This is a genomic window from Arthrobacter sp. MYb213, assembly GCF_002979915.1.
Lineage (GTDB): Bacteria > Actinomycetota > Actinomycetes > Actinomycetales > Micrococcaceae > Glutamicibacter.
In genome coordinates this window covers 391,497-415,451 of sequence record NZ_PCQA01000004.1, presented here as the reverse complement: position 1 = coordinate 415,451, position 23,955 = coordinate 391,497, and the positions used below count along the sequence as shown (strand labels likewise).

The 23,955-nt window shown below is 57.6% G+C and carries 29 protein-coding genes; 3 read left to right on the top strand and 26 right to left on the bottom strand.

Annotated features, from left to right (window positions below; all coding sequences use genetic code 11):
* The first annotated feature begins 71 nt into the window (after positions 1–71).
* Both CQ011_RS12265 and CQ011_RS12260 read left to right on the top strand, forming a co-directional pair.
* Complete coding sequence (locus CQ011_RS12265) at positions 72–995, top strand: EamA family transporter (protein WP_105677997.1); 924 nt, start codon at positions 72–74, stop codon at positions 993–995.
* Between the two features lie 30 nt (positions 996–1,025).
* On the top strand, positions 1,026–1,496 hold the full coding sequence (locus CQ011_RS12260) for an MFS transporter (RefSeq protein WP_105677996.1): 471 nt from the start codon (positions 1,026–1,028) through the stop codon (positions 1,494–1,496).
* Positions 1,497–1,649: 153 nt separating this feature from the next.
* Here CQ011_RS12260 and CQ011_RS12255 read toward each other — a convergent pair whose 3' ends face one another.
* From CQ011_RS12255 to CQ011_RS12230, 7 genes are all read right to left on the bottom strand, one after another.
* Positions 1,650–1,895, bottom strand: a complete 246-nt coding sequence (locus tag CQ011_RS12255; RefSeq protein ID WP_105677995.1) for a hypothetical protein — start codon at positions 1,893–1,895, stop codon at positions 1,650–1,652.
* 3 nt (positions 1,896–1,898) lie between these two features.
* Positions 1,899–2,948 carry an N-acetylmuramoyl-L-alanine amidase gene (locus CQ011_RS12250; protein ID WP_105677994.1) on the bottom strand — a complete coding sequence of 350 codons (1,050 nt, stop codon included), beginning with the start codon at positions 2,946–2,948 and terminating at the stop codon, positions 1,899–1,901.
* On the bottom strand, positions 2,948–3,121 hold the full coding sequence (locus CQ011_RS17855; protein ID WP_181148101.1) for a hypothetical protein: 174 nt from the start codon (positions 3,119–3,121) through the stop codon (positions 2,948–2,950). The genes CQ011_RS12250 and CQ011_RS17855 overlap by 1 nt, the downstream gene beginning before the upstream one ends.
* 103 nt (positions 3,122–3,224) lie before the next feature.
* Complete coding sequence (locus CQ011_RS12245) at positions 3,225–3,581, bottom strand: hypothetical protein (protein ID WP_105677993.1); 357 nt, start codon at positions 3,579–3,581, stop codon at positions 3,225–3,227.
* An 83-nt stretch (positions 3,582–3,664) separates the two neighbouring features.
* Complete coding sequence (locus CQ011_RS12240) at positions 3,665–5,647, bottom strand: hypothetical protein (protein ID WP_105677992.1); 1,983 nt, start codon at positions 5,645–5,647, stop codon at positions 3,665–3,667.
* Between the two features lie 3 nt (positions 5,648–5,650).
* Entirely contained in the window at positions 5,651–7,471 is a 1,821-nt protein-coding gene (locus tag CQ011_RS12235; protein WP_105677991.1) for an SGNH/GDSL hydrolase family protein, read from the bottom strand.
* 3 nt (positions 7,472–7,474) lie between these two features.
* Positions 7,475–7,921 (bottom strand): hypothetical protein, encoded by a 447-nt coding sequence (locus CQ011_RS12230; RefSeq protein WP_105677990.1) that lies wholly within the window; start codon positions 7,919–7,921, stop codon positions 7,475–7,477.
* A 241-nt stretch (positions 7,922–8,162) separates the two neighbouring features.
* On the opposite strand from CQ011_RS12230, the gene CQ011_RS12220 reads away from it, so the two are divergent.
* Positions 8,163–8,558: a hypothetical protein gene (locus CQ011_RS12220; protein WP_146112612.1), complete on the top strand. Its 396-nt coding sequence runs from the start codon at positions 8,163–8,165 to the stop codon at positions 8,556–8,558.
* Here the strand turns inward: CQ011_RS12220 and CQ011_RS12215 are convergent.
* From CQ011_RS12215 to CQ011_RS12135, 19 genes are all read right to left on the bottom strand, one after another.
* Positions 8,555–9,409 (bottom strand): hypothetical protein, encoded by an 855-nt coding sequence (locus tag CQ011_RS12215; RefSeq protein ID WP_105677987.1) that lies wholly within the window; start codon positions 9,407–9,409, stop codon positions 8,555–8,557. The genes CQ011_RS12220 and CQ011_RS12215 overlap by 4 nt on opposite strands.
* An 18-nt stretch (positions 9,410–9,427) precedes the next feature.
* Positions 9,428–10,495, bottom strand: coding sequence for a hypothetical protein (locus CQ011_RS12210; RefSeq protein ID WP_105677986.1), 1,068 nt, complete (start codon positions 10,493–10,495; stop codon positions 9,428–9,430).
* 9 nt (positions 10,496–10,504) lie between these two features.
* Positions 10,505–11,272, bottom strand: a complete 768-nt coding sequence (locus tag CQ011_RS12205) for a hypothetical protein (RefSeq protein ID WP_105677985.1) — start codon at positions 11,270–11,272, stop codon at positions 10,505–10,507.
* Positions 11,262–13,253 carry a phage tail tape measure protein gene (locus CQ011_RS12200; RefSeq protein ID WP_105677984.1) on the bottom strand — a complete coding sequence of 664 codons (1,992 nt, stop codon included), beginning with the start codon at positions 13,251–13,253 and terminating at the stop codon, positions 11,262–11,264. Before CQ011_RS12200 ends, CQ011_RS12205 begins: the two co-directional genes overlap by 11 nt.
* 18 nt (positions 13,254–13,271) lie before the next feature.
* Positions 13,272–13,418, bottom strand: a complete 147-nt coding sequence (locus CQ011_RS17850; protein ID WP_181148100.1) for a hypothetical protein — start codon at positions 13,416–13,418, stop codon at positions 13,272–13,274.
* A gap of 56 nt (positions 13,419–13,474) precedes the next feature.
* Complete coding sequence (locus tag CQ011_RS12195; RefSeq protein ID WP_105677983.1) at positions 13,475–13,846, bottom strand: hypothetical protein; 372 nt, start codon at positions 13,844–13,846, stop codon at positions 13,475–13,477.
* Positions 13,846–14,427, bottom strand: coding sequence for a hypothetical protein (locus CQ011_RS12190; protein ID WP_105677982.1), 582 nt, complete (start codon positions 14,425–14,427; stop codon positions 13,846–13,848). Before CQ011_RS12190 ends, CQ011_RS12195 begins: the two co-directional genes overlap by 1 nt.
* Entirely contained in the window at positions 14,427–15,452 is a 1,026-nt protein-coding gene (locus CQ011_RS12185) for a phage tail tube protein (protein ID WP_105677981.1), read from the bottom strand. The genes CQ011_RS12190 and CQ011_RS12185 overlap by 1 nt, the downstream gene beginning before the upstream one ends.
* A 2-nt stretch (positions 15,453–15,454) precedes the next feature.
* Positions 15,455–15,619 (bottom strand): hypothetical protein, encoded by a 165-nt coding sequence (locus CQ011_RS17845; protein ID WP_181148099.1) that lies wholly within the window; start codon positions 15,617–15,619, stop codon positions 15,455–15,457.
* A 9-nt stretch (positions 15,620–15,628) separates the two neighbouring features.
* Positions 15,629–16,102, bottom strand: a complete 474-nt coding sequence (locus CQ011_RS12180) for a hypothetical protein (protein WP_105677980.1) — start codon at positions 16,100–16,102, stop codon at positions 15,629–15,631.
* Positions 16,099–16,869 carry a hypothetical protein gene (locus CQ011_RS12175; RefSeq protein ID WP_105677979.1) on the bottom strand — a complete coding sequence of 257 codons (771 nt, stop codon included), beginning with the start codon at positions 16,867–16,869 and terminating at the stop codon, positions 16,099–16,101. Before CQ011_RS12175 ends, CQ011_RS12180 begins: the two co-directional genes overlap by 4 nt.
* Entirely contained in the window at positions 16,869–17,240 is a 372-nt protein-coding gene (locus CQ011_RS12170) for a hypothetical protein (RefSeq protein WP_105677978.1), read from the bottom strand. The genes CQ011_RS12175 and CQ011_RS12170 overlap by 1 nt, the downstream gene beginning before the upstream one ends.
* Before the next feature lie 89 nt (positions 17,241–17,329).
* Positions 17,330–18,541 carry a phage major capsid protein gene (locus CQ011_RS12165; RefSeq protein ID WP_105677977.1) on the bottom strand — a complete coding sequence of 404 codons (1,212 nt, stop codon included), beginning with the start codon at positions 18,539–18,541 and terminating at the stop codon, positions 17,330–17,332.
* 95 nt (positions 18,542–18,636) lie between these two features.
* Positions 18,637–19,356, bottom strand: a complete 720-nt coding sequence (locus CQ011_RS12160; RefSeq protein ID WP_181148098.1) for an HK97 family phage prohead protease — start codon at positions 19,354–19,356, stop codon at positions 18,637–18,639.
* A complete protein-coding gene (locus CQ011_RS12155) occupies positions 19,353–20,510 on the bottom strand; it encodes a phage portal protein (RefSeq protein ID WP_105677975.1) in 1,158 nt (385 codons plus the stop codon). Before CQ011_RS12155 ends, CQ011_RS12160 begins: the two co-directional genes overlap by 4 nt.
* Entirely contained in the window at positions 20,507–20,698 is a 192-nt protein-coding gene (locus CQ011_RS12150) for a hypothetical protein (protein ID WP_105677974.1), read from the bottom strand. The genes CQ011_RS12155 and CQ011_RS12150 overlap by 4 nt, the downstream gene beginning before the upstream one ends.
* Positions 20,676–22,121 carry a terminase large subunit domain-containing protein gene (locus CQ011_RS12145; protein WP_105677973.1) on the bottom strand — a complete coding sequence of 482 codons (1,446 nt, stop codon included), beginning with the start codon at positions 22,119–22,121 and terminating at the stop codon, positions 20,676–20,678. Before CQ011_RS12145 ends, CQ011_RS12150 begins: the two co-directional genes overlap by 23 nt.
* A gap of 17 nt (positions 22,122–22,138) precedes the next feature.
* Positions 22,139–22,660, bottom strand: a complete 522-nt coding sequence (locus CQ011_RS12140) for a hypothetical protein (protein WP_146112611.1) — start codon at positions 22,658–22,660, stop codon at positions 22,139–22,141.
* 613 nt (positions 22,661–23,273) lie between these two features.
* Positions 23,274–23,954: a hypothetical protein gene (locus CQ011_RS12135; protein WP_105677971.1), complete on the bottom strand. Its 681-nt coding sequence runs from the start codon at positions 23,952–23,954 to the stop codon at positions 23,274–23,276.
* Between the last annotated feature and the right edge of the window lies 1 nt (position 23,955).

Genomic DNA, 23,955 nt, shown 5'->3' with positions numbered 1-23,955 from the left:
ATTCTTGGCTAACTGACCTGCATACACTTCAATCAGAGAGTTCCGCAAACTCGAAAAGGTCGCCTCACTCCATGAATTCTCAGCCCGCACAACAAATTGCCACCCTCCCACCAGCAGGTGGGCGAGCAGCATTATTTGTGCTGGTTGGTTCCCTCGGGGTGCAAAGCTCTTCAGCAATCTCGGCTTCCATGTTTGATTCTCTAGGTTCCCCCGCAGTCAGCTCGTTACGTCTGGTTTTAGCGGCTGCGGTCTTATGGATTTTCTTGCGGCCAACCTTGCGCGGAAGGAACCGTGCGAATTGGTCCGCAATCATTTTTTACGGCGTCGTGATGGCCGCGATGAACCTGCTACTTTATAAGGCAATCGAACACCTACCGCTAGGGATTGCCGTGACGCTGGACTTCCTGGGTCCGGCGGTAGTCGCTTTGGTGTTCTCTCGGCGCTTACGTGAAGCCGCCTGGGCATTGCTCGCCCTGGCCGGAGTGATTCTCATAGCCGGACCCGGAGGTCACTTTAATGCGGTGGGCTTTGCCTTTGGACTCGGTGCGGGACTTTGCTTTGCGCTCTACACACTGCTGGCAGAAAAAGTAGGTAAAGCCGATGATTCTTCGGTCAGTTCTTTAGCATTGTCCGTGTCCATTGCCGCGCTGGTTTCACTTCCATTTGGTATCCCTAAGGTGGCGGAAGTTTCCGCGCCGCAATGGGGCTTATTGGCGCTGAGCGGCGTGATAGGTGTAGCAATCCCCTACCTGGTCGATACGTTGGCGGCCCGAATTTCCTCGGCTCGTGTGGTGGGCACCTTATTTGCCATCGATCCTGCCATGGGCACACTCCTTGGGTGGCTGTTCCTTGGCGAGCGGCTGGGTTGGTTGTCGTTACTCGGCATTCTTTGCGTAGCGCTAGCCGGCGCCGGGGTAACCTGGTTTGCGGCCAAACCAGCGGGACCGTTACAAGAGGTACCCGCCGATCATCAGCCGACTTATCCAGAGAACTAAAAACGCTGGTCAGACTCATAGACTAGGTTCATGCCTTCAGCACCCGAACGTTCGCGGCTCACTCCCCCACTCTTTGCGCTCCTGATCATTCTTGGCACCACCGGTCCGCTAGCCACGGACATGTATCTTCCGTCATTTCCAGAAATGACCGCTGAGTTCTCCGCCTCTGCCTCCGCCATCCAGCTCACACTGACATTCTTCTTAGTTGGTATGGGCATGGGCCAATTCTTATGGGGTGCACTCTCGGATCGATTAGGTCGAGCTCGACCTTTGCGTTGGGGCACGATCTTATTTGTGCTTGCCTCGGTGGCCGCCGCGCTCGCTCCGACGTTGGAAACATTGAGTATTGCACGTGCGTTGCAGGGGTTTGGTGGGGCTGCCGGAGTGGTAATTTCTAAGGCGATCGTGGCCGATACGACCAAGGGCGTGCAGACCGCAAAAATCTTCAGCATCCTGATGACCATTGGAGCGGTTGCCCCAGCAAAAGGGTCTTACCCATAGACAGCCGTTAACGCAGAAAAGCGCCCCGATCATTTTCCCCTCGTGAGGAAAATGATCGGGGCGTTCTCTACGGGGTGCCAGACTCCCGGGGAGCGGCCGCTTCCGGGAGTCCAGCGGTGCGGTGGTCGTCACCCCTGCCACCGCGCAGGGGGTCTATTCGGTTGGCGGTTCGACGTTGGCTCGTGCCAGGGCAGCGGCAACCAAGCCGACCACACCGCCGAGGATGCCAACTACCGTGACGGTGAGCGTGATGAAGCTCTGCACGTCATCGAGAGTGATGATCTGCAGAGTCACCAACGTCGCCACGATCAGCGCCGCCACCACGATCGCTCCGGTGTAGAGCTTCTTGCGGGTTGCCGAGTCGCTAAGCCCGGACCCCTGTGCTTCGTACTTTCCCATGTTCTAGCTTCCGTTCTGAGTGTTCATGTAACGCTGGAACCCGTAAATGGTCCAGCCTTCAGGGTCACCGTCGAGCTTCAACGGCACACCCTCAGTGGTTTTGTTGTAGAAGCCTCGGGCCTTGAGGAATCGCTGCAGCTCATACCAGAACCAGTAGCCGTCTCCGCCGTCAACCTTGAGCTTGGTGCCCTTCGGGTATCCACCTCGGGCGTGCTGCATGACCTTGTAGTAACCGTTGGACTGTAGCCACTCCATGCCGTCTTTGACGCTGAGCTTTCCCCAGTCACCGTCCCATCGCTGGTTGTAACGGACACCGATCTTGATCGCTTCCATGAGGATCTGGAAAGCTCCGACAGTGATCTGACCGAAGCCCTTATCGAGCACCAGGTCTTCGTAGTCAGTTGGGAAGATAGTGGAACCGTCGGGCAACTTGTCGTTCCACTGCTTCTTGACCTTCGGCTTAGGCTTCGGCTTGGTGTTTGGTTTCGGCGCCGGTTTTGGCTTAGCAGTCACCTTCCCGCCACGCAGTACTGCCTGTGTCTGCTCGCGCATATCGTCCATCGTGTAACCGTTGATGTCGATCTTGCGGCCCCGCGGTAACGCGTATTCGGAGTGACCGCACACGTACGACGCATCGTCCTCGTTGATAGCATCCAAGAGCGCAGCGTTCACCGATGGGTAGGCGTCGCGCATGGCATCGGTCCAGTCACTGGCGTTCGCTGCCTCCGCCTCGATGCCGAAGAACTTACTGTTTCCAGTGTGGCCCTTCCACGAGCCGTAACCTCCATGGTTCGCACGTCCAGCAGCCACAACTACTGCGGTGCCCTTGCGGTCCAAGTAAACGTTGCACAGCGGACCAGGTAGCCCCGGCCGGCCGTTGGTCACCACACGCAACGATGGACGAGACTTGGAACCTTTCGGCCCTGCCGTCCAGTGATCCATGACCCCCTTCGGGTTGAAGCTGGAAGATCCACGAGTAGACCAGCCCTTCACGTATTCGACTTTCAAACCTCGGGCTTCAAGGTGGCGGACAAGAGTTGTTATGCGTGGCATTAGTTTCCTTCTTCCTCGCCAGAACCGGCGGCAACGGTGGCGGGTTCTTCGTCGGAGGCGTGGTCGATCATGTTGCCGAAGCGCTTCACGTCCCAGTCCAAGGTCTGGTCATCATCCGGGATGTCCTGCGCGGTGACAGCTTTGCCAGCTTCCGCGTCTTTGATTCCGCTCATGGGTTGTTCCTGCCTTTCGGGCATAGAAAAACCCAGACACCGCGAGTGCCTGGGTAAAGAAAAGCCTTGACCGGTTTGGTCAAGGCTTGATGCTCGTGTTCAGTTATTCAGTGGGTGGCTTGTGTTCTTTGGGCTTCGTATACCGTTCGTGAAGCTCTGCAATCTTGTCTGATTGGTCATCGAGCTGTTCGCCCTGCTTCGCTTGCTTTTCCTCGACCCGCTTCACGGCATCTTTCAAACTGGATCCATGATTCGTTTTTACCTCGTGCTCGATGTGGGCTACACGCACCATGAGACCCGGTCTTCCAGGGATACCGGGCCGATCCGGTTCGCCCACCACGTCGTCAACGAAATGGCTCAATTTCCGGACGACAGGCCATGCAACTTTGATCAGCCAGCCGAGTAGCCCAGCGAAGATAATTATCACGGTGACTATGAGAGATGGAAGCCATTCAGGCATGGCAGCTCCTAAAAGTTTTTGAGTGATGATGGTGCGCTCACAGGGAGCATAAAAATGCGCCCCCTGTGATCGCTTGGTTAGTTCTAAACGGCGGTCACTTCACGGCTGTTAAGCCCGCCTGTTGATGTTAGCGTGATGGTGGTAGTACTCTTTGGGACGCTGAAGCACAAGCGAGCCTTGCCGCCCGCCACGACCGTTTGCGTCACCGAGGCATTCAGCCCGCCAGCGTCACTTGTCGCCGTCAAAGTGACCTGCCCACCGGCAGATGACACCCCCGAAAGCATGACCTGAGATCCCCGCAAGTACTCATGCAATGGAGCTAATTCCAACACAGTCGTATCATCAACCCATGCAGATTCCTTTGACAGTTTCATCCTCATTTCCGACGTGTCAGCCCACGAGAAACCAGACACAGTGAGCACTTCGATCTGCCCGGCATCACGTTGTTCCGCTAGCCATTCCAGCATCGTTACCACAGCGGCATCAGTGATTCCGTTGTTGATGAACGAAGGGTGCATGTATATATGAGTACCAAGCCCAGTGCCAGATAGTGATTGGATCCGATTCCTGGTTTCAGTGGCCCACGAACTGGAATCCCAGCCGATCCGCCCTACCCCATCGACTGGCTCGCCCAACATCGGAACGCCCTGCCCAGGCAAGATCCCGGTAACGACGGGGAAGTTGTCAATGATGATTCGGCCAGCAGGGTGCTCCCACCAGTTTTTGTACGGCACACCAGCGTTGAAGCCTTGGTATTGGGTTCCGCTAACGCCGGGCATAATGTATGCGTCCGCAACACATTCAGGGCAACCATCCTCAATGAGCTGGATTGGCCCCAAAATTTTGTCTCGCAGTGCAGTCGTGTTCGTCAATGCGAACCCCACATCGCCGTGGTCTCGGGAGTGGTGGCAAAGCTCCACGCCACTATTCAGTGAGTACGCTTGCAGCTCGGCGTATGACACACCCAGAGATTCTCCTGAACCGAGGGTGCTGGTATTCACGGCAACCGAGCATGGAAGTCCTAGGCGCTTCAAATGAGGTAGGACAAAATCTCGGAAGTTGGCAAAGCCATGATCAAAGGACAAGGCCACAGGTGTCGCCCCAGACGTTCCGACGCGTCCACCACGACGAAGCTTAGATTCCTGGCGCATCAAACCTCGTTTGTGCCCGAATGGGTACGCTGCGGAGAGGAGTGGTGCTTGGCTATCTTCTACCCAGTCTGATAGGACCCCTTCTTGGGTGAACGATTTCACGAATTGGCGCGGGAGCTCACCTTGCGCATAGGGTAATAGCGTCAGCTTGTGCACGGTACGGTGTGCGGTGAGCGACGTCCACGACGTTTCGACCTTTAGCGCGAACGGCTTGCCTTGTGCGGCGTCGGGTTTACCCACGATGCTGGTTGCGATTGTTGGGGTTGAAGCGACATAGTCACCCGGAACAGTCAGCGTAGAAATGTTTTCACCCTGCACCAACGGTTCAGGAATACTTGTCATCGGCACCCAAGCGCCGAAGCCTGTCCCGTTGTTAGCGCCCGCCCGTTCAACGACACGAGGTTGGTTGAATCCGTTGTTCATCTGGTAGCGCTGGGTGATTCCCGAACCGCCGTTGGGGAGTACTTCCACGGAGCCAGCGCCGGGAACGCGTGGCCCATTGACTAGCGTTCCTGCCACTGAACTACTGATCAGGTACTTATTGGGGGTCGTCAGAGTGTTCATGTCAACCACTCCTGACAGCGTTACTCCGTGTTGAAGCTCCTGAATCTTCGGGTTCGCGTTTACAGCCGCCGCCGCAGCATCTACGACTACTTGGCTTGATGCGATATAATCAGCGACAATTGGCTGGACTAGCGGAGTTGCTTGCGTGGTGATGCGTGAGTCGATAGCAGTACCCGTTTGAGTACCATTGATCTGCGCGGCGACGTTAGCGTCAGTTACCAGCGCGTCAGTTGGCAACTGATCTACAGGGACTTTCCCCTCAGTAAGCCCAGCGAAGTTTCCCGCTAGGCGTGCTTCCAGTGGCGCTGGGAAGCGATAGTTTTCGTCTATTGGTACGAGGCGGTCAGCCATTGCTTATCCTCCTATGAGGTAGAACCCCTCCGGGTCTTTGACGAGTTTGTCTTGTTTGAGGTTCAACGCTGCCGACTGAGGACCGGACACAGGCTTGTCTGCGTCCGGCGTGTTATTCACACTTCCAAGGCCGATAGTCGTGGGGTTCAGGGTTGCCCACTCAGTGGTTGTGCCCGCGGAGTTCTTACGGATGTACTGGAATGCGGCACCCCCAGAAGGAACACCAGGACCTGCCGGTCCCGGATCTCCTTGAGGCCCATCAGAAAGTGAACTCCACGACGTTCCATTGGAGTAGTACGGCTTATTCTCTGAAACAACGAAGATGATCAGACCACGGTTAGAAGCAGAGGCTCCCGGCAACGTTGATACTGTTGCCGCTGTAGCGATAGCCGCGCCTCCACCACCGGCCCCACGCGCTACCGCGTTCGCATACTGCGCATACCCGGCATAGTTCAGGTGAATATTCGTGGGGCTTTCACGCCACTTCGCATCCAACACTCCACCCGAAGCATCAGTCAGCGCGGCTGCCGCGTCAACGGTCATCAACGCGCCACCTGGAACCTGGTCGATCATGTACTGGTTCCACGCCTTGCGGTTCACTTCAAAGGAATCTGAACCGTTTAGACGTGGAAGTACAGTGACATTGATGATCTCCGTACACACAACCTGTCGGATAGTGTCCAGCGAGGTTTCCATCTGAGCTTTCATCTGCGAGACGTTAGACCCAGCAAGACCGTTAGAGCCCATCGCGTTGTATAGGACTTCCGGCTTTCGAATGCCCGAGAACGTCACGTACTTGTTGAGCCCAAACTTTAGGGACGAAGCCCACTCTGAATAGCCAGTTCCTGAGTACGCGTAGATCTGCGCGAACGCACCATTCGCGTGAGCGTGACGCTTAGCCCACGAATCGTAGACAGGCAGATCAGCTGAAACACCAGCAGTGAGTGAATCGCCGAAGTACGCGTACTGCGGTACGTGCTCATCAACGTCAAACGCAATCCACACGTCCAACGGAACTGACTGAGTTTTCGTGAGAGGGTGGCCGTCAGTGTTGATCGCAGCAGACCCACCACTGGTAAGAAAACCTCCACCAACCGACGCATGGTTATTCTGCGCGGGACTCTTGTAACCGTACGAAAGGACATACTCCTGCCCAGGCACAAGCTCGTAAGTCTGCCAGAGAGAAGACCATTGCGAACCTGCCTCGCTTGAAACGAACGAACTAGACACCGGGAACTTATCGCCCGCGAACTGCCCAGTAGGTCGCCCCTCCGCATTGACGGCACCTTTACCAATGGTCACTCCCGTAAAGTTCAGGGAGCCCGGATAGGCGGTAGTGGTTCGGTCGTTGTAGTTGCGAATGTAGACTCGCCAGCGTCGAACGTTAGCTGGCACCCGGAACGGAATGCGGACACCCACATCAGAATCAGAATTGACCGTTGCCGATCCTGCCAAGGTGAGAGGTTCAGCTACTCGCTTCGACCCCTTGCGGAGTGTTTCAACCCAATCAGTGATGTAAGTACTGCTACTGCCTACGGAGCGCTGCCACTCGCGCCCATCGTCTGAGTTTCGCCACACAAGGATTGCTGCTGCCGACCCTAGAGGCCAGATGGAAACGTTGCCAGCTTTCGCACCAGATGGTGAACCTATGGTTGCTGTCGCTGCACCATCTGTCGCTACACGGTACGAGCCTTCATAGGTTCCGCCGTAAGCGTTGAGAAGATTCGACGGAGCAGATTGCCCGGCCTGGAACCCACCCATTGGTCCGGTGTCACCCTTATCGCCCTTGCCGCCTTTGAGGTCGGCTATTTCTACCCATGCCACGGCTTACTCCCACCTGTAAAGTTTGTTGGTTGATGGCTTGAACCACCACTGGCCTTTGCGTTCTGCTGGCGCGGTTTCGCCCACCCAGACCACGAATGGGTTTGATGCTTGCCCTGTGCCGGTCGTGTCCAAAAGTTCATCGAATGTGCCACCATCACTAGGAACACGGATGCGTAGGCCGAAGTCCCAGAACGTTCCTTCGGTTTCGTTCCAAACGATGCCTACGTCATACCAAGAGTCGTTCGCGAAGACAGTGTTAGCAGTGAGGTTTACCGACCAGTTACCGTCAGTACCTGGCGTTACTGGCCACTCCATCGTGTTGACCACGTGGCTTTTGCTGAACCCCACCACACCAACGTTTGGTGCGTTGAGACGGAAAACGAGTTTCCCAATGAAAGAGTTCAGCGTTCCACCGGCGATACTTCTTAGTCCGCCTGTTACTTTCGGCATCCTGCCCCCTTGTTAAATGCGAAACCCACCGGCTAAGCGGTGGGTGGGATGAGTTTGAGTTGAGCGGATGCTCGGGCTTGTCTGAGGTGCGCGGACGAGAGTGCGGCGCTGAGATCGGCGAGCATGTAGTTGGCGATCTGGAGCTCGGTGCGGAGGGACGCGTTCTCGGTTTCGAGTTCTGTTACGCGATTGTTAGGTGGCTCGTCTGCCATTTGATCGGCCTTTCGAATAATCTGGGGGTATGCGACCCACAACTTTGACTGCTCTAGCTGCCTGCGCCCTCATGCTCGTGGGATGCTCGGCCACTGCGTCAGCCCCGGAACCGGCGGAGACACCCTCGGCGAGCGCAGTGCAGTCGATCTCGCAACGGAGCATCAGTGATGAGCCTCTGATCGGTGCGTTGCCGGAAGATCTTGGTGTGACCCCCGAGGAATACGCTTTTGCTTTCTACGTCAACAGCCAAGCCGAAGGGGCAGCGGTGGAAGTTCCGACTGTCAAGGAGTCAGTCATAGCGCTCCATGAATTCTGTTCGTCGGGTGTTCCCTTTGCGCTTTACGAAGATGAGACGCTGAATGTGAATTTGGCCGACGAAGCCAGCGCGCTTACTTGCGAAGCTATGGCGAACCCTCAGCGCTAGACGATTCGCTTGACGTTGCCATTCGTGTCAATTCCCAACGGGATTAGCTCGGATGCTGGTGCGGTAGGTGTAGAAGAAATCTTCAACGCTCCGAGCAAACTTGCGACACCTCCGAATAAGCTAAGAACGGTCGTTCCGTTACTTATCGATGTACCCGTAGGCATTATGGACATCTGTCCGAACCCAGTGCTTGTCAGGCCTATGCCTCCTCCACCTGGGAGGAACATATCCCCGCCCGGAGTTTGAAGTGGGAACCCCGAGTCTGGATCGATGATGAAGTCACCGAATGTTGCTTTGCCCGTTGGCTCTATCTGTGTGACACCAGATTTGAATAACCCTCCATCCTCGATGTTCAAGTCGTTACGCACATGCAGTGTGCCGTCAGCTTCGATCCCGAACGTTCCGAAGTCTGCGCTGCCGTCTGGTCGGAGTTCGAAGAGTCCGGCCTGCATGGTGCCGTCGGACGCGATACCCAGAGCACCGAACTTCGCGGACCCGTCAGGGTAGATGATCGAATCGCCAGCCTTGAACTGTCCACCGGAGATGATCTCAAAGTTGCCGGCCACATCGGTCGGACCCACCAGGTGGTTGATACCAGTCAAGTTGTTGGTCCCGCTGAAGTTGTTCGTGCCCGACCCGTTCAGCGTTCCAGTTACATCAACAACCCCGGACGCATTCATCCGACCGATCAGGTTAAGGATTCCCTCGATATCCACACGAGAGCCGTCAAGCCAGCGAGTCGAACCACGCTCAACCGCCGTCCGCGACAGCGGAGTCTGCACGGCGAGCGCGCCTTGGTTCTTGACGAACTTCTTGAAGCTACCTGAGTTGAGGTTGGGCTTTCGTGCCATGGGCGGTCACCTCACTTTTTATTGAAGTTCGAGTTTGATCCAGTCGCTGGTGACGTTGCCGGAGTACTTGATAATTTCGGAGGTGTGCCAGCCGTCTGGTATTCGGGGGTCATCAATGCTGTACCAGCGAACGAGTGTGCCGGGTTTGAGATCCCACATGTTGCCGAAGCGTGCCGAATCAGCGCGGATGCTGAAATCGATCTGACTGATGAGCTTGCGTGCGGCGAGAGCGGAGTTGGCGTTCTTCTGCAGCTGGGTGGCGTCTTTGATGTTCTTGAACTGATCGATGGCTTCGAGGGCGATCGGGCCGGTGCGGGATGCTGTGGCGACGAGCATGTCGATGCCGGAGCCTTCGCCGATGGCTATCTGGTGTGTGGCCTTGGTTCGTCCGGAGCGTTTGTAGCTGACTCCTTTCAGGTCTGTTTTTGGTGCTGCGAGGTTGACCTCGATGGTTTGTGCTTCTGGGCTGAGGTCGCCGGTTCGCATGGTCCAGCGTAGGGAGCCATCGGGCGCCCACTCTGGTCGGAAGTCGATGTCTGGTCCGTCGTCGAGATCCATGATTTCGGTGATCGCGTCGAGTGCGGTGTCGAGGTTGTACCCGTTGTAGGTGCGCGTTTCTCCGCCGGTGTAGTCGTCTTCGTAGCGGATCGGGATGTTGCGTCCGACTCCGGTGGTAGCCAGTTGGATGAGGCGTTTTGCGATGGTGTCGTAGGACAGGCCCGAGTATGTTTTCTTCCAGCTGGGGATGGAAGACGTGCGGTCTTCGGAGATGAGGCGGAGGTCGAAGATAGACCAGATGTCATCGTGGGTGATAGTGAGGGACTGATTGTCCTTGGTGTAGTTGTCATCCCAGATGAGTCCGGCATAGGTGACTACACCGCCGTCTTCTACGACGATGAACCGCTCCATGGGTTCGAGTAGCCCTGCTTTCATGTGAGCTTTGGTGGCTACATCGTTGACGTTGAATCCTGCGGTGTGGCTTGCTCCGGCGTTGGGTGCTCTCGACCAGGGACAGTCGGTGGGACTGATGAGTGCTTTGTCAGCGAAGTTAGTGGCTGAGACGCTCCATACTCGTGTTCCCTTCATCGGGTCTCCTTACATGTAGGTGTCGGTCACTTCGATCTCTAGTACACCGGTGCCCGTGGTCAGTGGTGCGAGTGCAACATTTTGGGCTAGGCCCGGGGCGATGGTGTTCCACTGGTAGTCGTTGAGACCACCGGTAGCCACTGCCCCGTTGATGCGGAGGATTCCTGTCGAGAGATCCAGAGTGTGGGTCTGTGAGGAAGTCAGCGGCGCTGTCACTGAGACGGTCTTCCCACCCTTGGTGATCCGATACCCGCCAGGCATGTTCCCGCTGATCGTGAAGATCGGTGTCGCCGGGTAAGTGCCGCGCTGGTACACCCCGACCGAGGAACCGCCGGCTGTAGCGGTGAACACCTCGGAGTTACCGAACTTCCGAGGGTCAACGGCTTTCACCTGGATCGAATATTCGAGCAGCTTGTAAGCGGTCCAGTCCATGTTGTCGTTATCCACGAGCTTCACCCGCGCCCACTGGGCTATGCCATCGGCTCGTACCGTCATGATCTGTGACCCACCGGAGAGCAGAGACGAAAGAATGTCCGCCCCTGCCCACCGGTCTGCCGGAGACTTCGCAACGAAGGCACCCTTGATCGTGATGTACCGGGATTCGAAGTGATCGACGGAATCAAAGTCACCGTCATCGTTTGGCCGTGCCTCATCCCGGGTCTTGCGAGACGGGGCTTTCCACCAACCGTCAATATCGTCTACTTCGAAGTACCCGTTGCGGTGGGATGGATTATTCAGTTCCATCCCACCGATGATGAGGCTGAGATCATGCGCCAAGGATCAGCCCTTCCTTTCTAGCTTCGTTCCGGAACTTCGGCCACAGCTTCTGGAACAACTCTTCGGAGTCACCACCCTGCACCTGGTATACCGGTGCAAAGGTCACTGACTTCGAAGTAGGAGGCTGAGCCGAAGATATCGGGGCGGTGGCCGCGGCGAAGTTCACCGGGCCACCCTCGTCGGGCACATTGACAAGGTTCGCCATCTGGTTATCGATCGCCGGTGCCACGTCCTCCACACCAACCAGCACGCCCTCGCCGATGTTCTCGCCGAAATCAGCGAACACACGCGACGGGGAATGAATGCCGAGCGCCGCTTTGAACGGGCCAACAATCCAACCAGGCAGCAGGTCGAGGAAGAAGTTACCGATCGTTCCAGCCAGCGATGAGATACCGTCGATCAGGCCTTGCACGATATTCTTGCCAGCGTTGAACAGCCAGTCCCCTGCGCCCTTGAGCACACCGAGGATCATGTCCGGTAAACCGACGAAGAACGCGACCAGATTGGCGCCCATCTCCTGAGCACCGGTCACGAAGCCCTGCCATAGGCCGACGAGGAATGCACCGATCGCGCCCCACATAGCGTTCCAACCAGCAGCGAAACCAGTGATGAGCTCCATCAGCCAGTTGATAAATCCGCCCCATACCTCGGTACCCCATGCGACGATGGTGTCCCAGTTGGCGACGAGCAACGCGATCGCGGCGATCAGTAGGAGAATACCTGCGATGATCCACGTGATCGGTGACGCCCACATGACCGCGTTCACTATGCCCTGCACAATGGCAAACGCACCCATGGCCAGCACGAGCGGACCAAGGATCGGCGCGAACTGCTTCAGACCTTCGAGCAGTGGTTCGAGGATCGGCAGAGCACCAGAGACGATACCTCCGAAAGTTTCTTCGACCGTGCGCCCCAGCTGCTTGAGCTGTGCGCCGGGTCCTTCGCTGACTGCGCTACTCAGCTCCTCGGCCTTACCTGCGGTGTCGCCCATCCCGCCATCAGCGGCGGTGAGTGCATTGAGGAATCCGGGGATCTCGTTCTTGCCGATATCTTCGAGCGGAGTGCCGAACAAAGCGATCGCGGCCGACGCTTGCTGGCCAGGATCTTTGATGCCTTGAAGACCAGTGATGATCTCCTGCGAGGCCTGCTTAGCAGCGTCTCCCCCACCGAGCAGATCCTTAGCTGTTTGTTTACCAGACAGGCCGAGTGCTTCCAGCGCGGACTGTGCACCCTTGTCCTCTAGATCCGATGCACGGATCATGAACTCCTTGAGTGCGTCACCGGTCTTATCCATCTGGATCTTGCCGCCCTGGGCAGCGTCGGCGATCAACCCCATAGCGTTCGGACCGTCAATGCCGAGTGCTTCGAAGTCCTTGGCGTACTCCTCCATGACCGGGAGCAGTTCGCCACGCATGGCCTTGGGTACCTTCTGCGAGGCGGCCGCCATCAGATCGAACGCCTCAGCGCTATCCTTGGCCAGCCCGGTGGAAACCATGACACCAGCAGACGCAGCGGTCTCGGTGACATCGGTACCGAGAGCCTTGGACAAAGCCATTGCCTGACCGGTGATATCTTCCAACGCGGCCGAACCAGCATCACGCATACCAGGGAAGGAAGACATCACGGTTTCTACCGCGTCGCCTACCTCCTGTAGCGATTCGCCGAAGGCCTCGGAGTACAGGCCACCGGTTGCGGATGCTGCGGCTTCTGCCTGCCCTGCATCCAGCCCGAGGTTAGCGGTGAGCCCCTTGCTGACCGACCCCTTCTCGATCGCGAACTGGAAACCCTTGGCGAGGGCAGCACCAGATATTGCACCAGCGGCTGCTCCCGCGCGGGGGTCCATCATCCCGGCGAAGGCCTTCTTGCCAGCGGACTTGAGCTTTCCACCCATGGTGTCTGCGGACTTCACTACATCGTCGAATGCCTTATCGACCTTGTCAGCATTGCCAATAATGTCGAACATGAGCTTCTGGACAGCCATCAGCTACCCTCCTTCCAATTACCGGCGACGACCCGAACGAGGCGAACGCTTCTTCTCGCGAGCCTTTTTCTGCTGCTCGCTCCAGTTTTCGGCGTTCTTGACGTACAGCACCCACATGTCATAACGCATCTCCCATACGTTCAGCGGGGTGATGCCCGGCCACACGTGAGAGATCGTGGGAATCCATTTGAAGACGCTCTGCTCGATGTCTTCAATATGGTCTAGTCCTCGACCGGAGTTCCTTCGTCCGGAGCGGAAGCCGTCGGGGTTTCTTTTGGGTCTGCGCTCGACTTCTCCTCGTCATCCACGACGAAACCCATCTCGCTCATCGGGAAGTCCGTGGCTTCATCAAAGTCGAGGTACTCGCCGGCAGCGCGACGGCACAAGAAGATCATGGCCCGCAACGCCTGGATGCCGTCTTCGGACTCGATCAGATCGAAATGCGACTCGGCTTTCTCCATCCCACGGAACACCTCCATGATGCGTTTGACGCCCATACCGGATTTGACCTTCAAGACATACAAATCACCGAGGGTGGCTTTGGAGATGCCCTCGCGTAGTTCGTATTCTTTTCCTTGGATGACGAGTTTCATTAACCTTTTCCGTTCAATGCGTCGTTGATAGCCTTAGCGGCTTGCTCATGCGCCAACTTGGCGCCCTTCTCGATTGGCTTCCACCAGTAGGGCATGCCGTACTGGGTGACGTACTGGCCCTCGCCAAACGTTGGGTGCCGGAACAGTTTCTTGTTCCACACCTTCGACATGTTGTATTTGCTACCGGACTTGTCCATCGTCTTATCGGCGACAATGCGAATACCGGAGCGCTTCTTGCCGGCCACCACACGAGTCTTCAGTTGAGCCTTGATCCGGTCACGGAGCTGAGTGGAACGCTGACGAGATGCTTCCTGCGCCTCGTACACGTTCACCGCGCGTAGGTAGCCCTTACGCCCGTCGCGAGGCTTGACCCTAACGATTTTCTTGCCGGCACGCTTGGCTATGCCAGGTACCGGTCCGGAGAGCGCTTGGCGCTGATCGGCAATGATGCCGTCGCCCACCGTGCGCAGGTTCCGGCGAAGGTTTCTCAGCATCGCCGGACCCTGTTCGTCACGCACCCGGTCAAGAGTCGCGCGCAAGTTCTTCATGTCGAACTCAATGACCGGGTCGTTACCGCTCATTAGAACGAAGTGTCGGTAGAACGGTAGACCGCGTAGATCGGCTCCACACCGGCCAGCAGACCGTCGAGTGAGGTGAAGTCCACAGACTGCGTGATCGGCTCCCCACCGTTGGATGCTGGGAGCTGGCCGTCCAATTTCACCGAGGACAAGAAGATCTGCAATGTCGAGCGAACCCCAGTGGAGATCTCCGCACCGGCTTCGAACGTCAGCACGATCTGCAATGCTTCCTGATTCAAGAACGCGTCACGCAGCATGTTGCTGTCGTACTCGGCGACCATCGAACCGGTAGCTTCCACCAGACCGACCTCGGGGCGACGGCCACGCTTACCTGCGGAACCGAAGGTGAAACCGCCCTCATCAATTCCGTTACCCACCGACAGTGAGAACTCGGTGATGTTCGCGGCCGGGGTACCGCCCACGGCGAGCGCGGTGCTGGTTGGTGGGGTGACGGTGCCGCCGATGTTGATGGAGCCGTGCACGAAGGTGAACAGTTCCATGTCTGCTGGGTAGACGGTGGGGACGTAGGCGGTGTCGGTGACGATTTCGCGTGCGTTCCAGGTGGTGGTGAGTTTGACGATTTCACCTTGGGCTGCGCTGAACTCGGAGGATTCGACGACTGCGCCGTGGAAGGTGTGTGGCTGGATTGCTCCGCCGCCGATGAGCGGTACGCCCTTCTGGATGGTGTAGGAAGGTAGCGCGGTTTTGGTGAGGGTGTGGACTTGCTGGGTGGCTGGTCCTGCGTCTACCTGAGCGCTGGTGGTGTCGCCGAAGATCGCGTGGAGGAACACTCCGAGGCCTTTGGTGGTGGCTTCGATCTCGATGTCACCGCCGGACATTTCTTTGCCCAGGGCGCGGCGTGCGGTTCGTGGGGTGCGGGACCCTACACGGAGTCCTTCGCCTTGGACGAATTCCGGATTCCATGCGAGGGATTCGGAGATGAATTCTGGGAACTGCTGTGGTGTTGCTGGGACACCGTAGGCGGACTCGAGGCCGAAGCCGAGTGAGCAGTCTAGCTGTGTGGTCATGGTCAGTTACCTCCAACCTGTTCGAAGTTCTGATCTTGTGCGAGTAGCTTGTCTGCTGCCGCTTTGGGGATGCTGACCGTTTCGCCGTACTTGACGATCTGGCCGAGTAGGGGAACGTCGAGGTCTCCCAGTGGTGAGATGTTGCGGATCTTGATGTTCTGAGCCATGGGGTTCTCCTAGCCTCGGACTCGGTTGCGTGCGGTGAAGGTGGCGGTCATGTCTACGCCACGGCCGGCATGCAGGTATTCGGCGGGGGTTTGCCCGTCTGTTTGCACTGAGGTGAGTAGGCAGTGGCGGACGGTGCCGTTCAGTGTGGTGTCTTCCATCCGGACGTGACGTTCGATGATGCTGAGCAGTTCGAACGCACGTTCTTGTGATGGGAGTTCTTGAGTGTCATCGCCACCGAAGAGACAGGAGAACACGACGTCCACGGTGAGGGTTTCTTCGCGGCTTCGGTTGGGTCCCATGGTGGCGAAGTCCTGCTGTATTTCTAAGCTGGTGACTGCCACGATCTCGTCTGGTGTGAAGCTCCCTGGGGTGCCTGGACAAACCAGCACATCTTGAGTGGCGGGATCGTCCGCGTAGAGATCGCGGATCTTCTCATAGAGTGCTCTCTTGAACGCCATGCCAGCGGTGAAGGTAGTACTCACGCGAACCCTCCGATCTGCTCGTGCGGGGCGCACAGCTCGACGACGCGTCGCGGTACTGCGAACCCTGACGGGGTGAACACCTCATCGGCGGGATCTTGACGGACGGAGGAACCGCCGCCGTTCTGCTTACCTATCTGAACCCAGTGACGCACCAGCTCGCGAGCGGCCAAACGGACGTTGGGCGGGATCGCCCGGAACCCGGTTTGAATGGTTGCGGTCAGCGTGCCCGATGGGAAGATGCCCGGTGACTGGCGAGTGCCGGCGTAGAGAATCCCATGCTCGACATACCATTCGGTCACAGGCACGCCATCGACTTCAACCAGTGCCACGTCCTGCGTCGCCCACGAGAGGACTACCGAAGCAGTACCGCCGCCGGCTTGGGTGGTGTTTGTCGAGAGCAGCATCGGACCGGTGATGTCTTCGATGACCGGAGTCGCCGCGGCAATGTATAAGCGAAGATCATCGATGTACTGGGAGTTAGCGCGGGAAGCGCTGAGCCCTTCGATTGCGTCATCGATGCTGATGATGAACCGCGGATCAGCTGGCCACACGTCGAAGATATCCGTGTAGTTCACTTGCTCGGCAGACCAAGAGATAAGCCAGCGACCAGCCATGTCGGCCAGCACTGTCGCTTCTCCCCGAGCCTGATCGACTTCTGCGGTTCCGGGGGTGCCATCGGGGCGGGTGACCTCGGCCGTCAGCGGTACACCTTCGGGGCGAGTTTTCCATTCGATGGTGTGCATTGAGCCGAGATCAACCGATGACATTAGTCAGCCTTACCCTTCGGCGCTGGCTTAGCCTTAGCTACTTCGGCCCTGGCTTTAGCTTCTGCTTCCTCGACTTCGGCCTTAGCCTTAGCTTCTACTTCCTCAGCGTCAGCCTGCTTCTTAGCATCCTCAGCTTCGGCCTTGGCCTGTCGAGCTGCAGCTAGCGAAACATTCCCGGCCGGCACAGTGGCAGTCTCAGTCACGGTCTCATCCGTGGCTTTCTGCGCAGCGGTAGCCAGTTCCGCGATGCCCTGGGCAATGAGCTGATTAGCTTCCGCTGCCGGAACCTTGAGAGTCTGCCCGGGCTTAGGCCACTTCTTACCGTCACGCGATCCGGAGATCAACGCTCGCATACGAATTGTTGGTGCCATGATCATTCCTTCCAAACAAAGATTCGAAGATGGGACCTGATGGCCGTCCCCGCTTGGGGTCAAGGACGGCCATCAGGAGTATCTGACTGCTAAGCAGCAGGCAGGAGAAGGTGCTTCACAGCACCGGACTGATCCATCAGCAGACCGTCACCACGCACTAGCGCACGGAAGGTCACCACATCGCGGTTGAATGCGAAGTGCTCCGAGGATTCGAAGCGGATCCCGTTGACCAGGCGAACCACGTATGATGCCAGATCACCGAACAGCAACGGCTTGGTGCTCGCACCCATGACCGGCATGTACGGATCGGTACGCACTGGCTTGCCTTCGATCATGTCCGGAGTACCGGCGATGACCGATGACTGCCAGATGTAGTTGTTGTTGGCATCCTTCAGCTTGCGAAGGTAACCAGCGGTGGTGTCTTCCATGAGCCAGGAAGCGGCTGGACGGTTACGGTACGGGCCGGTCACCGAGTAGAACAGATCGATGACGTCATCGAAGGTCGGAGTCAACGTTGCCGCAGTCTTGCCCAAGGTCGAGCTACCCACGATGCCAGCAGGCTCGCTGGTACCGGTACCGGAGATCAGCTTCTGACCCAGTGCGTTACCGATAGCCCAACCGGCAGCACGTGCCAGGTAGCCTTCCAGATCCACACCGGTGTCGGTGAGCAGCTCGTTCGGTACCTCGATCAGGTCGCCGTACTTGTACGAACCCAGAGTCCGCTTGCCGAAGACCGGATCAGACTGCGGGATCACGCCACCCTCGGACACCTGAGCGCCCGTAGGGTGAGTGATCGTCACCGGTACTTCGATGTTCTCGCCGCTGGTGGTGGTCCAGGTGGTGGCTCCACCTGCCAGCATGGTGGCTACCTCGATGGCGTGTTCCATGAGCTTGCCGTAGAAGGTCGTTGGCACCGTTGCGCCACCGGCTCCCAGAGTGCCCTTAGACAGGGCACGGGTCTCTGACTCGGAACCCTTGGCTTCGAAATCCTTCGACTTGCCGGTCAGGAAGTTACGGAGTTGAACCTCAACATCGGAGGTCTCACCACGCTTCTCCTGATGACCGGTCACTCCGGCCTTTTCGAGGGCATCGCCCGCGGCGCGGTTACGCTCCTCGGCTTCCACCAGCTTGTCCGCCCGTGAACGCAACGAGTCCATGTCGGAGCTCATCTTGTCGAACTGGACGGTTTCCTCGGCGTTGAGCATACGCTCTTCCTTCTCCGCCGAATCCAAGAGGGCGCGCATTTGGCCCTCAACGTTCTTGCGCTGCTCCATGAGCAACTGGGCCATAGTCTTGGCCATCTAAATCATTCCTTTCAAGAAATGACGAAAGCCCGGCAGGTGCCAGGCTTTGGTGACATTCGGAATGCGGGTGGTTTGCTACCTGCCCACGGTGTTTAGAGCCAATGCTCTGAGAGAGAAGCTCGACGCGACTGCGCATCGAGCTTCGCCCGAAGTTCGCTAATCGAAGGATGGGTTTCGCCCTGTCCCTCAACTTGCGATTCCTCGTGCCCGTGGGCGCGGGAAGATTCTTTGTCGTGCAAGAACGTGGCCAGCTTGTTCGCCTCGGCTGCCTTGCGCGTCTCGTCCAGATCCAACTCGAACCGATCAGCCAAAGAACGCAGGCCGGTCGTGGTGTCCCGATAAGCAGGAGACACCACCGGAGCTACATCGACCAGCTGAACGGCCTTGAGCGTGCGAAGCGGGAAGTCCTCGTTGGTATATCCCCAGTCATCCTCCATCGTGCGGAACGCGAAGGAACTGAACCGAAGATCACCACGCTCGGCGAGCGCTTTGACGTCGCGTCCGTGGGTAGTGTCTGGGAGGTCTACTTCGTAGGCGAGGCCGGTGCCGTCTACGAGCAGTCGCAGGGTCTCTGCGCTGAGGGTTCCGAGCAGTGCTCCGTCTGAGTGGTTGAAGCGGGCGAGTACTTCGGTGCCGTCTGCGATGGATTTGTTGAAGGCGGTCGGATCGACTTGTTCTACGAAGCCACCGAGGTTCTGGGAGTAGCGGTTGAATACCGCCGCGTAGCCGAACAGTATGCCGATGCCGTTGGTTGATGCGCGGAGCTCGATCTTCGAGGTGTGGAAGCGGCGTTCGATGTCTTTGACGGTCACGATGTTTCCTCCTTTGCCGGGGTTGGTTTGTTCTTGCCGTAGTGCTTCTGCCATTCCTGCTTTTGTTTGTCTGTCAGGATTGGTCGTTCTTCCAACTCGCGGCCTTCGTCCTGGGTGAGCAAACCAATTTCTATGTTGGTCTTGTTCACTTCGGTGCGGGTCTTGATGTCGGTTCGAACTAGGGCATCCGGGTTGAACTTCATGTAGTGGGATTCCGGAAGGAGCCGTGTGATGTGGTGTTCCAGCCGGGTGAAGATTGGTTGCAACGCCCGGGTCTGGAATTTGATCTGGTTCATTTCCAGAGTGGAGTAGGTCAGTGAGTTACCGGCTTCGCCACCAATGTCTGATGGGTCTACGCGGTAGATCGCGGCGATCTGGTTGGCGGTTGCTTTGATGGTTTCGAGGAACTGGGCTTCATCCGGTGCGACGGATAGTGCTGCCCAATCCCAGTCGCTACCGGAGACGAAGATATCGTTGCCGGCCACGGCCTGTTTGAACCTGCTCTTGACCTTCGCAGCGTCACTGGCTTCCAGCGATCCCTTGTTGTATTTCAGGTGGCCGGACGGCGTGCTCCCGTTGCTGAACCATTCCTTGCCGTAGCGTTCGGCCATGCTCCCGGTTTCCAGCATCTGCCGGAACTGGGATATAGGAGAGAGCCCCACGACTGTGCCGGGCATCGGATACCAGGGAATGTGTATAACGGTGGTGGAATCCAGCGCTTCACCTTTGTACCGGTACACCGGGAAGAAGCCTGACTCGTCTACCTGCACCGAGTCAGGATGCAACCAGGCGATCTTAGACGGCGTGCCAGCGTCGTCGATTGCGGTGATCAGCCCGTATGAATTACCTCGCAAGAGGAAGCTACTAGTGAACTGATGCAACCATTCGATTCGGGTCATCGTCGGCGCGGGATGCGGATCCAGCAACAGCGTTGACTGTTGCTTCGCTTTCATCGTCGAACCGCCAGCGGATTCGTACTCATTGACCGGCATGATCGAAATCGAGTCGGCGATTAAGCTGGTCGCTGCATAGAGCGGAACCAGTCGGAGCGCTGACTTCATCGACCCGTCCAGGCCTTTGCCGGTACCGAAGACGCTGAGCCAGCCATCGGAACTAGATCGCGTTTCCATGCTGGAGCGTCGGAATAGGCTCATGTGCGAGACCTCCGATCAACCAGCCAGGACAGGCCGAGTAGCAGGATGCCGGCCGAAGCGATCGCGCCCGGGAGCGTGTAGACCGCCACGGCCAGCACGATAGCCACGATGACCAGCAGAGAACCGAGTAAATCAAGCAAACTTGTCAGCCCTACAGGGCGTAGGTCAGAGGAAGGTTTCTGACGCATTGTAGTCATCCTCTCGTTTCTCGATGTATAGCCAGCGCGCGAATGTCACCGCGTACAGCGCGGTGATGTCTTTCAACTCCCGGCCACGCGCAAACACGAAGGCCTTATCGCCGATGATGCGTTTCACTGCGTTCCCCATGGACTCGTTGAGTAACGAGTCGTCTATGAATCGGAGATCTCCAACGAGTGCTTTGTCGTAGAAGTCGCCACAGGCAGCCACTCGGTTAGGACCAGTCACCGTGATGACTTCAAAGCCTTCATCTTCCAGCTCCTGCTTGAGAGACACAGCGGAACCGTTACCGTCGATTGCGACGAGGTTGCCGCCTAGTCCATCGCGAAGATTACGAAGCTCTGAGACGACGTTCCTGGTGCCTTCCATCCGGTCGAACACCTCGACGTAAGCATTAGCTTTCGTATCAACAGTTCGGCCGGCCATGGCTATCGTGGCGAAGTCACGTTCCGGTGATACGTCGATCGCCCAGAATGGCGTCCCGGTCCAAGACTCCTCGTCGGACGAAACGAAGTTCTTCTTCCAAGCACCCTCGGGGATGATCTTCGGAGGCCCCTTGGCAGCAGGCCACCAGCCCAACCAGGCACGTTCCCAACCGGTCTTGTCTGTGGTGTTCGCTCGCTGGCTCATCACACGGTCAGCGGGGATTGTGTAACCCACCGCGGGGTGCGTGCCAAGTAGCGTCTCTGGGTCATCAGGATCAGCGTCAGTCGGTGCGGAGTACTCGATGTAGCAGGTCCGTGATTCCACACCTGCGTCAATCAGAGCACGGCCGATATCTACCTTGTCCCGAAGATACGTCGAGGACGTATCCCCCGCAGCGGACAGCACCCACATCTGCGAGCCCATGATCGTGATCATCGTCGGCTGCACACCGTCTTCCAGCGTGCTGTCCCGGTGAACGTATGCCTCGTCAATGTGAACCTCGTGGTTCGCGTCGCCGTGACCCGATTCGCGCTTCACCGCATCGATGGCCAGCTCGGCACCATTGATGAAACGTAGAGCTTCCTCGCCACCACGCCAACGCGGTTTGCTCAGGAACATTTCCAACGGCGAGCGCTTGAGTGGAATGTAGTAATCATCCTTCAAACGCTTGAGTGCCTTGATGCGGTTCTGAGCGGTGTAAATCATTCGTGCGTCCTGAGTGAGCAGGGCGCGGTGTGCGAGCTTGCCACGGCTGATTGTGGTCTTCCCAGCACGACGCAACACCACGATGATGACTGTGTCGTAGTAGTAGTCGCCGGTGCGGGGATCGATCTCGCATGCAATGTCTAGCGCGTCCTGTTGCCAAGGCATCGGGGTGTTGCCCATGACGGTCATGATCTTGCCAACCTGCCGGCCACGAGTGGCTCGTTGAAGGTTGCGTTTTGTTCCGTACAGGGGCGGTGGGTTGCGGGGCGCTAGGTCAAGCATTCAACACCTCCGGAGGACTACGAGCTGGACGCGCCTGGCTCGTCATCTAGCAGGCCAGCGAGGAACGCCTCGGGGGTCTCGACCGGACCACCAGCACCATCGGTGACCTTGCGTAGGCGGTCGAAGACGTTGAACAGTCTGGACTCCATGCCACTGATCAGATCGGGGCGATCGATGCGCGGGATCTGATCCAACACTCGGGCGTTGTACTTGGCCAGTACTAGGAGAGTCTTCTTGAACGGCGGCTCACCAATGAGCTTGGACAGCTCGCCATCAAGCACCGTCTCAATATGACCAGGCTCTGCGTGCCAGTCCAACGAGACACTGGACGGCTCAATCTCCGGAGCGGTCTCGGGAACCTCTGAGAGCTCAACCTCGCCACCATCTTCTCGGAGCTTACGGCGAGCGCGATAGGCTGCCATGTCCTCACGCTTGGCCTTCCTACAACCTGCGCAGCGGCAACCTTTACGGTAACCACCGAGCCCGGCACCGGCGCCACCATGACGATAAGGAATTGATGGGATCTGAGTGTCTTCCATACTCTCTACCGCCTCTCAATCTGACTCGTGAAAATTCGGCCAATTCGTCGGTTGACCTGCCTACATGTGTAGGGCGCTACCCGGGAAATCGGGGAGAGAGAAAAAATGGAACATGCGAGGGTCGCCCGTACGCGGGTTGTCTAAAAAACCGGGCTTCGTTTGGGACGAATGATGCTCAACGGCGACGAAATGAAGATAATTTCGTATGAGGTCTTGGCTTGGGCTTGTTCTTGAGCCGACGCCTTACTGCTTCCTTCTTGGAGTTGCATCCAAGGTGCATCGGCTGAAGGTTCCATGGTGCGGTGGGATGACCGCCATCTATCAGCGCGATGATGTGGTCCAATGACGGGCCGAGTGAATGTCGAGGACGAAGACCGAAGATGATCTCTTGATTGCACCAGGCACAGATGGAACCTGGTGGGCAATGCTGAGCAACCAGCCTGCGCCATGGCCTGCCATTCCTGCCACGCTTGGGGTCCCACTCGCTGAGCATGTCCACCTCACCGCGTCTGGATACGACGAAGCCCCGAACCGATGGGGCGGTCCGGGGCTTCATCTCGACACGAATGTCATTACACCAATAATTTAATCATGCTATGTCAAACATCTAGATTCACCCGAGTTTCCGGGGCCTTGCTCGTCTAGGCTTACGGGCTGCCATCTGCTTCTGCCAATTCGCGAACGGCATCCAATGCGAGGAATCCTTGACGCACTGTACGACAGCATCACCGCGACCATCCAATTGGCGTACTGCCTTCACCTCACCACCACACACTGCCTGCCCTTGTCCCTCGGTGTTGATGACTGCACGGCACTGATCAGGAGCAACCACTGTCACCGTTGCTCCTTCGGTTACTTCACAGATCTCTTCCACCGCCTCAGCCACCCACCAGTAACAGCGCAGTACTTCCTCAGCCGATGGGATGCTGGCCAGCTTTGGAACCATCCACATGCTCAGCCATTCAGCTAAGCCCGGGGTGGTCTGGTCATCAGGTAGCCGGACGTCCGCATAATGATCCACCACGGCCACCACCAACTTCCACACCCGATCACTCGTGACCTTCAACGCATCCACCACTTCAAGACGAACAGGCGCCGGCGGATCAAGCCGTGGAGTACGGCGCTCACTGCCGCCTCCACCACTTCCCGGATGCAATGCCTCCTGAGCCTCAGCCCACCGATTCACCACTGTACGCAAATCACTCTGGATCCTGTCCTGGCATTCCAAGCAAATCAGCGAACCCGAACCAACTGTCGGCGCAGCCAAATCACCACGAGCCACAGCATGCACCACG

Bases quoted from the DNA above. Each gene is read 5' to 3' on its own strand.
- CQ011_RS12265 (WP_105677997.1), top strand. From the start codon at position 72: ATGAATTCTCAGCCCGCACAACAAATTGCCACCCTCCCACCAGCAGGT.
- CQ011_RS12260 (WP_105677996.1), top strand. From the start codon at position 1,026: ATGCCTTCAGCACCCGAACGTTCGCGGCTCACTCCCCCACTCTTTGCG.
- CQ011_RS12255 (WP_105677995.1), bottom strand. From the start codon at position 1,895: ATGGGAAAGTACGAAGCACAGGGGTCCGGGCTTAGCGACTCGGCAACC.
- CQ011_RS12250 (WP_105677994.1), bottom strand. From the start codon at position 2,948: ATGCCACGCATAACAACTCTTGTCCGCCACCTTGAAGCCCGAGGTTTG.
- CQ011_RS17855 (WP_181148101.1), bottom strand. From the start codon at position 3,121: ATGAGCGGAATCAAAGACGCGGAAGCTGGCAAAGCTGTCACCGCGCAG.
- CQ011_RS12245 (WP_105677993.1), bottom strand. From the start codon at position 3,581: ATGCCTGAATGGCTTCCATCTCTCATAGTCACCGTGATAATTATCTTC.
- CQ011_RS12240 (WP_105677992.1), bottom strand. From the start codon at position 5,647: ATGGCTGACCGCCTCGTACCAATAGACGAAAACTATCGCTTCCCAGCG.
- CQ011_RS12230 (WP_105677990.1), bottom strand. From the start codon at position 7,921: ATGCCGAAAGTAACAGGCGGACTAAGAAGTATCGCCGGTGGAACGCTG.
- CQ011_RS12220 (WP_146112612.1), top strand. From the start codon at position 8,163: ATGCGACCCACAACTTTGACTGCTCTAGCTGCCTGCGCCCTCATGCTC.
- CQ011_RS12215 (WP_105677987.1), bottom strand. From the start codon at position 9,409: ATGGCACGAAAGCCCAACCTCAACTCAGGTAGCTTCAAGAAGTTCGTC.
- CQ011_RS12210 (WP_105677986.1), bottom strand. From the start codon at position 10,495: ATGAAGGGAACACGAGTATGGAGCGTCTCAGCCACTAACTTCGCTGAC.
- CQ011_RS12200 (WP_105677984.1), bottom strand. From the start codon at position 13,253: ATGGCTGTCCAGAAGCTCATGTTCGACATTATTGGCAATGCTGACAAG.
- CQ011_RS12195 (WP_105677983.1), bottom strand. From the start codon at position 13,846: ATGAAACTCGTCATCCAAGGAAAAGAATACGAACTACGCGAGGGCATC.
- CQ011_RS12190 (WP_105677982.1), bottom strand. From the start codon at position 14,427: ATGAGCGGTAACGACCCGGTCATTGAGTTCGACATGAAGAACTTGCGC.
- CQ011_RS12185 (WP_105677981.1), bottom strand. From the start codon at position 15,452: ATGACCACACAGCTAGACTGCTCACTCGGCTTCGGCCTCGAGTCCGCC.
- CQ011_RS17845 (WP_181148099.1), bottom strand. From the start codon at position 15,619: ATGGCTCAGAACATCAAGATCCGCAACATCTCACCACTGGGAGACCTC.
- CQ011_RS12175 (WP_105677979.1), bottom strand. From the start codon at position 16,869: ATGTCATCGGTTGATCTCGGCTCAATGCACACCATCGAATGGAAAACT.
- CQ011_RS12170 (WP_105677978.1), bottom strand. From the start codon at position 17,240: ATGGCACCAACAATTCGTATGCGAGCGTTGATCTCCGGATCGCGTGAC.
- CQ011_RS12165 (WP_105677977.1), bottom strand. From the start codon at position 18,541: ATGGCCAAGACTATGGCCCAGTTGCTCATGGAGCAGCGCAAGAACGTT.
- CQ011_RS12155 (WP_105677975.1), bottom strand. From the start codon at position 20,510: ATGAGCCTATTCCGACGCTCCAGCATGGAAACGCGATCTAGTTCCGAT.
- CQ011_RS12150 (WP_105677974.1), bottom strand. From the start codon at position 20,698: ATGCGTCAGAAACCTTCCTCTGACCTACGCCCTGTAGGGCTGACAAGT.
- CQ011_RS12145 (WP_105677973.1), bottom strand. From the start codon at position 22,121: ATGCTTGACCTAGCGCCCCGCAACCCACCGCCCCTGTACGGAACAAAA.
- CQ011_RS12140 (WP_146112611.1), bottom strand. From the start codon at position 22,660: ATGGAAGACACTCAGATCCCATCAATTCCTTATCGTCATGGTGGCGCC.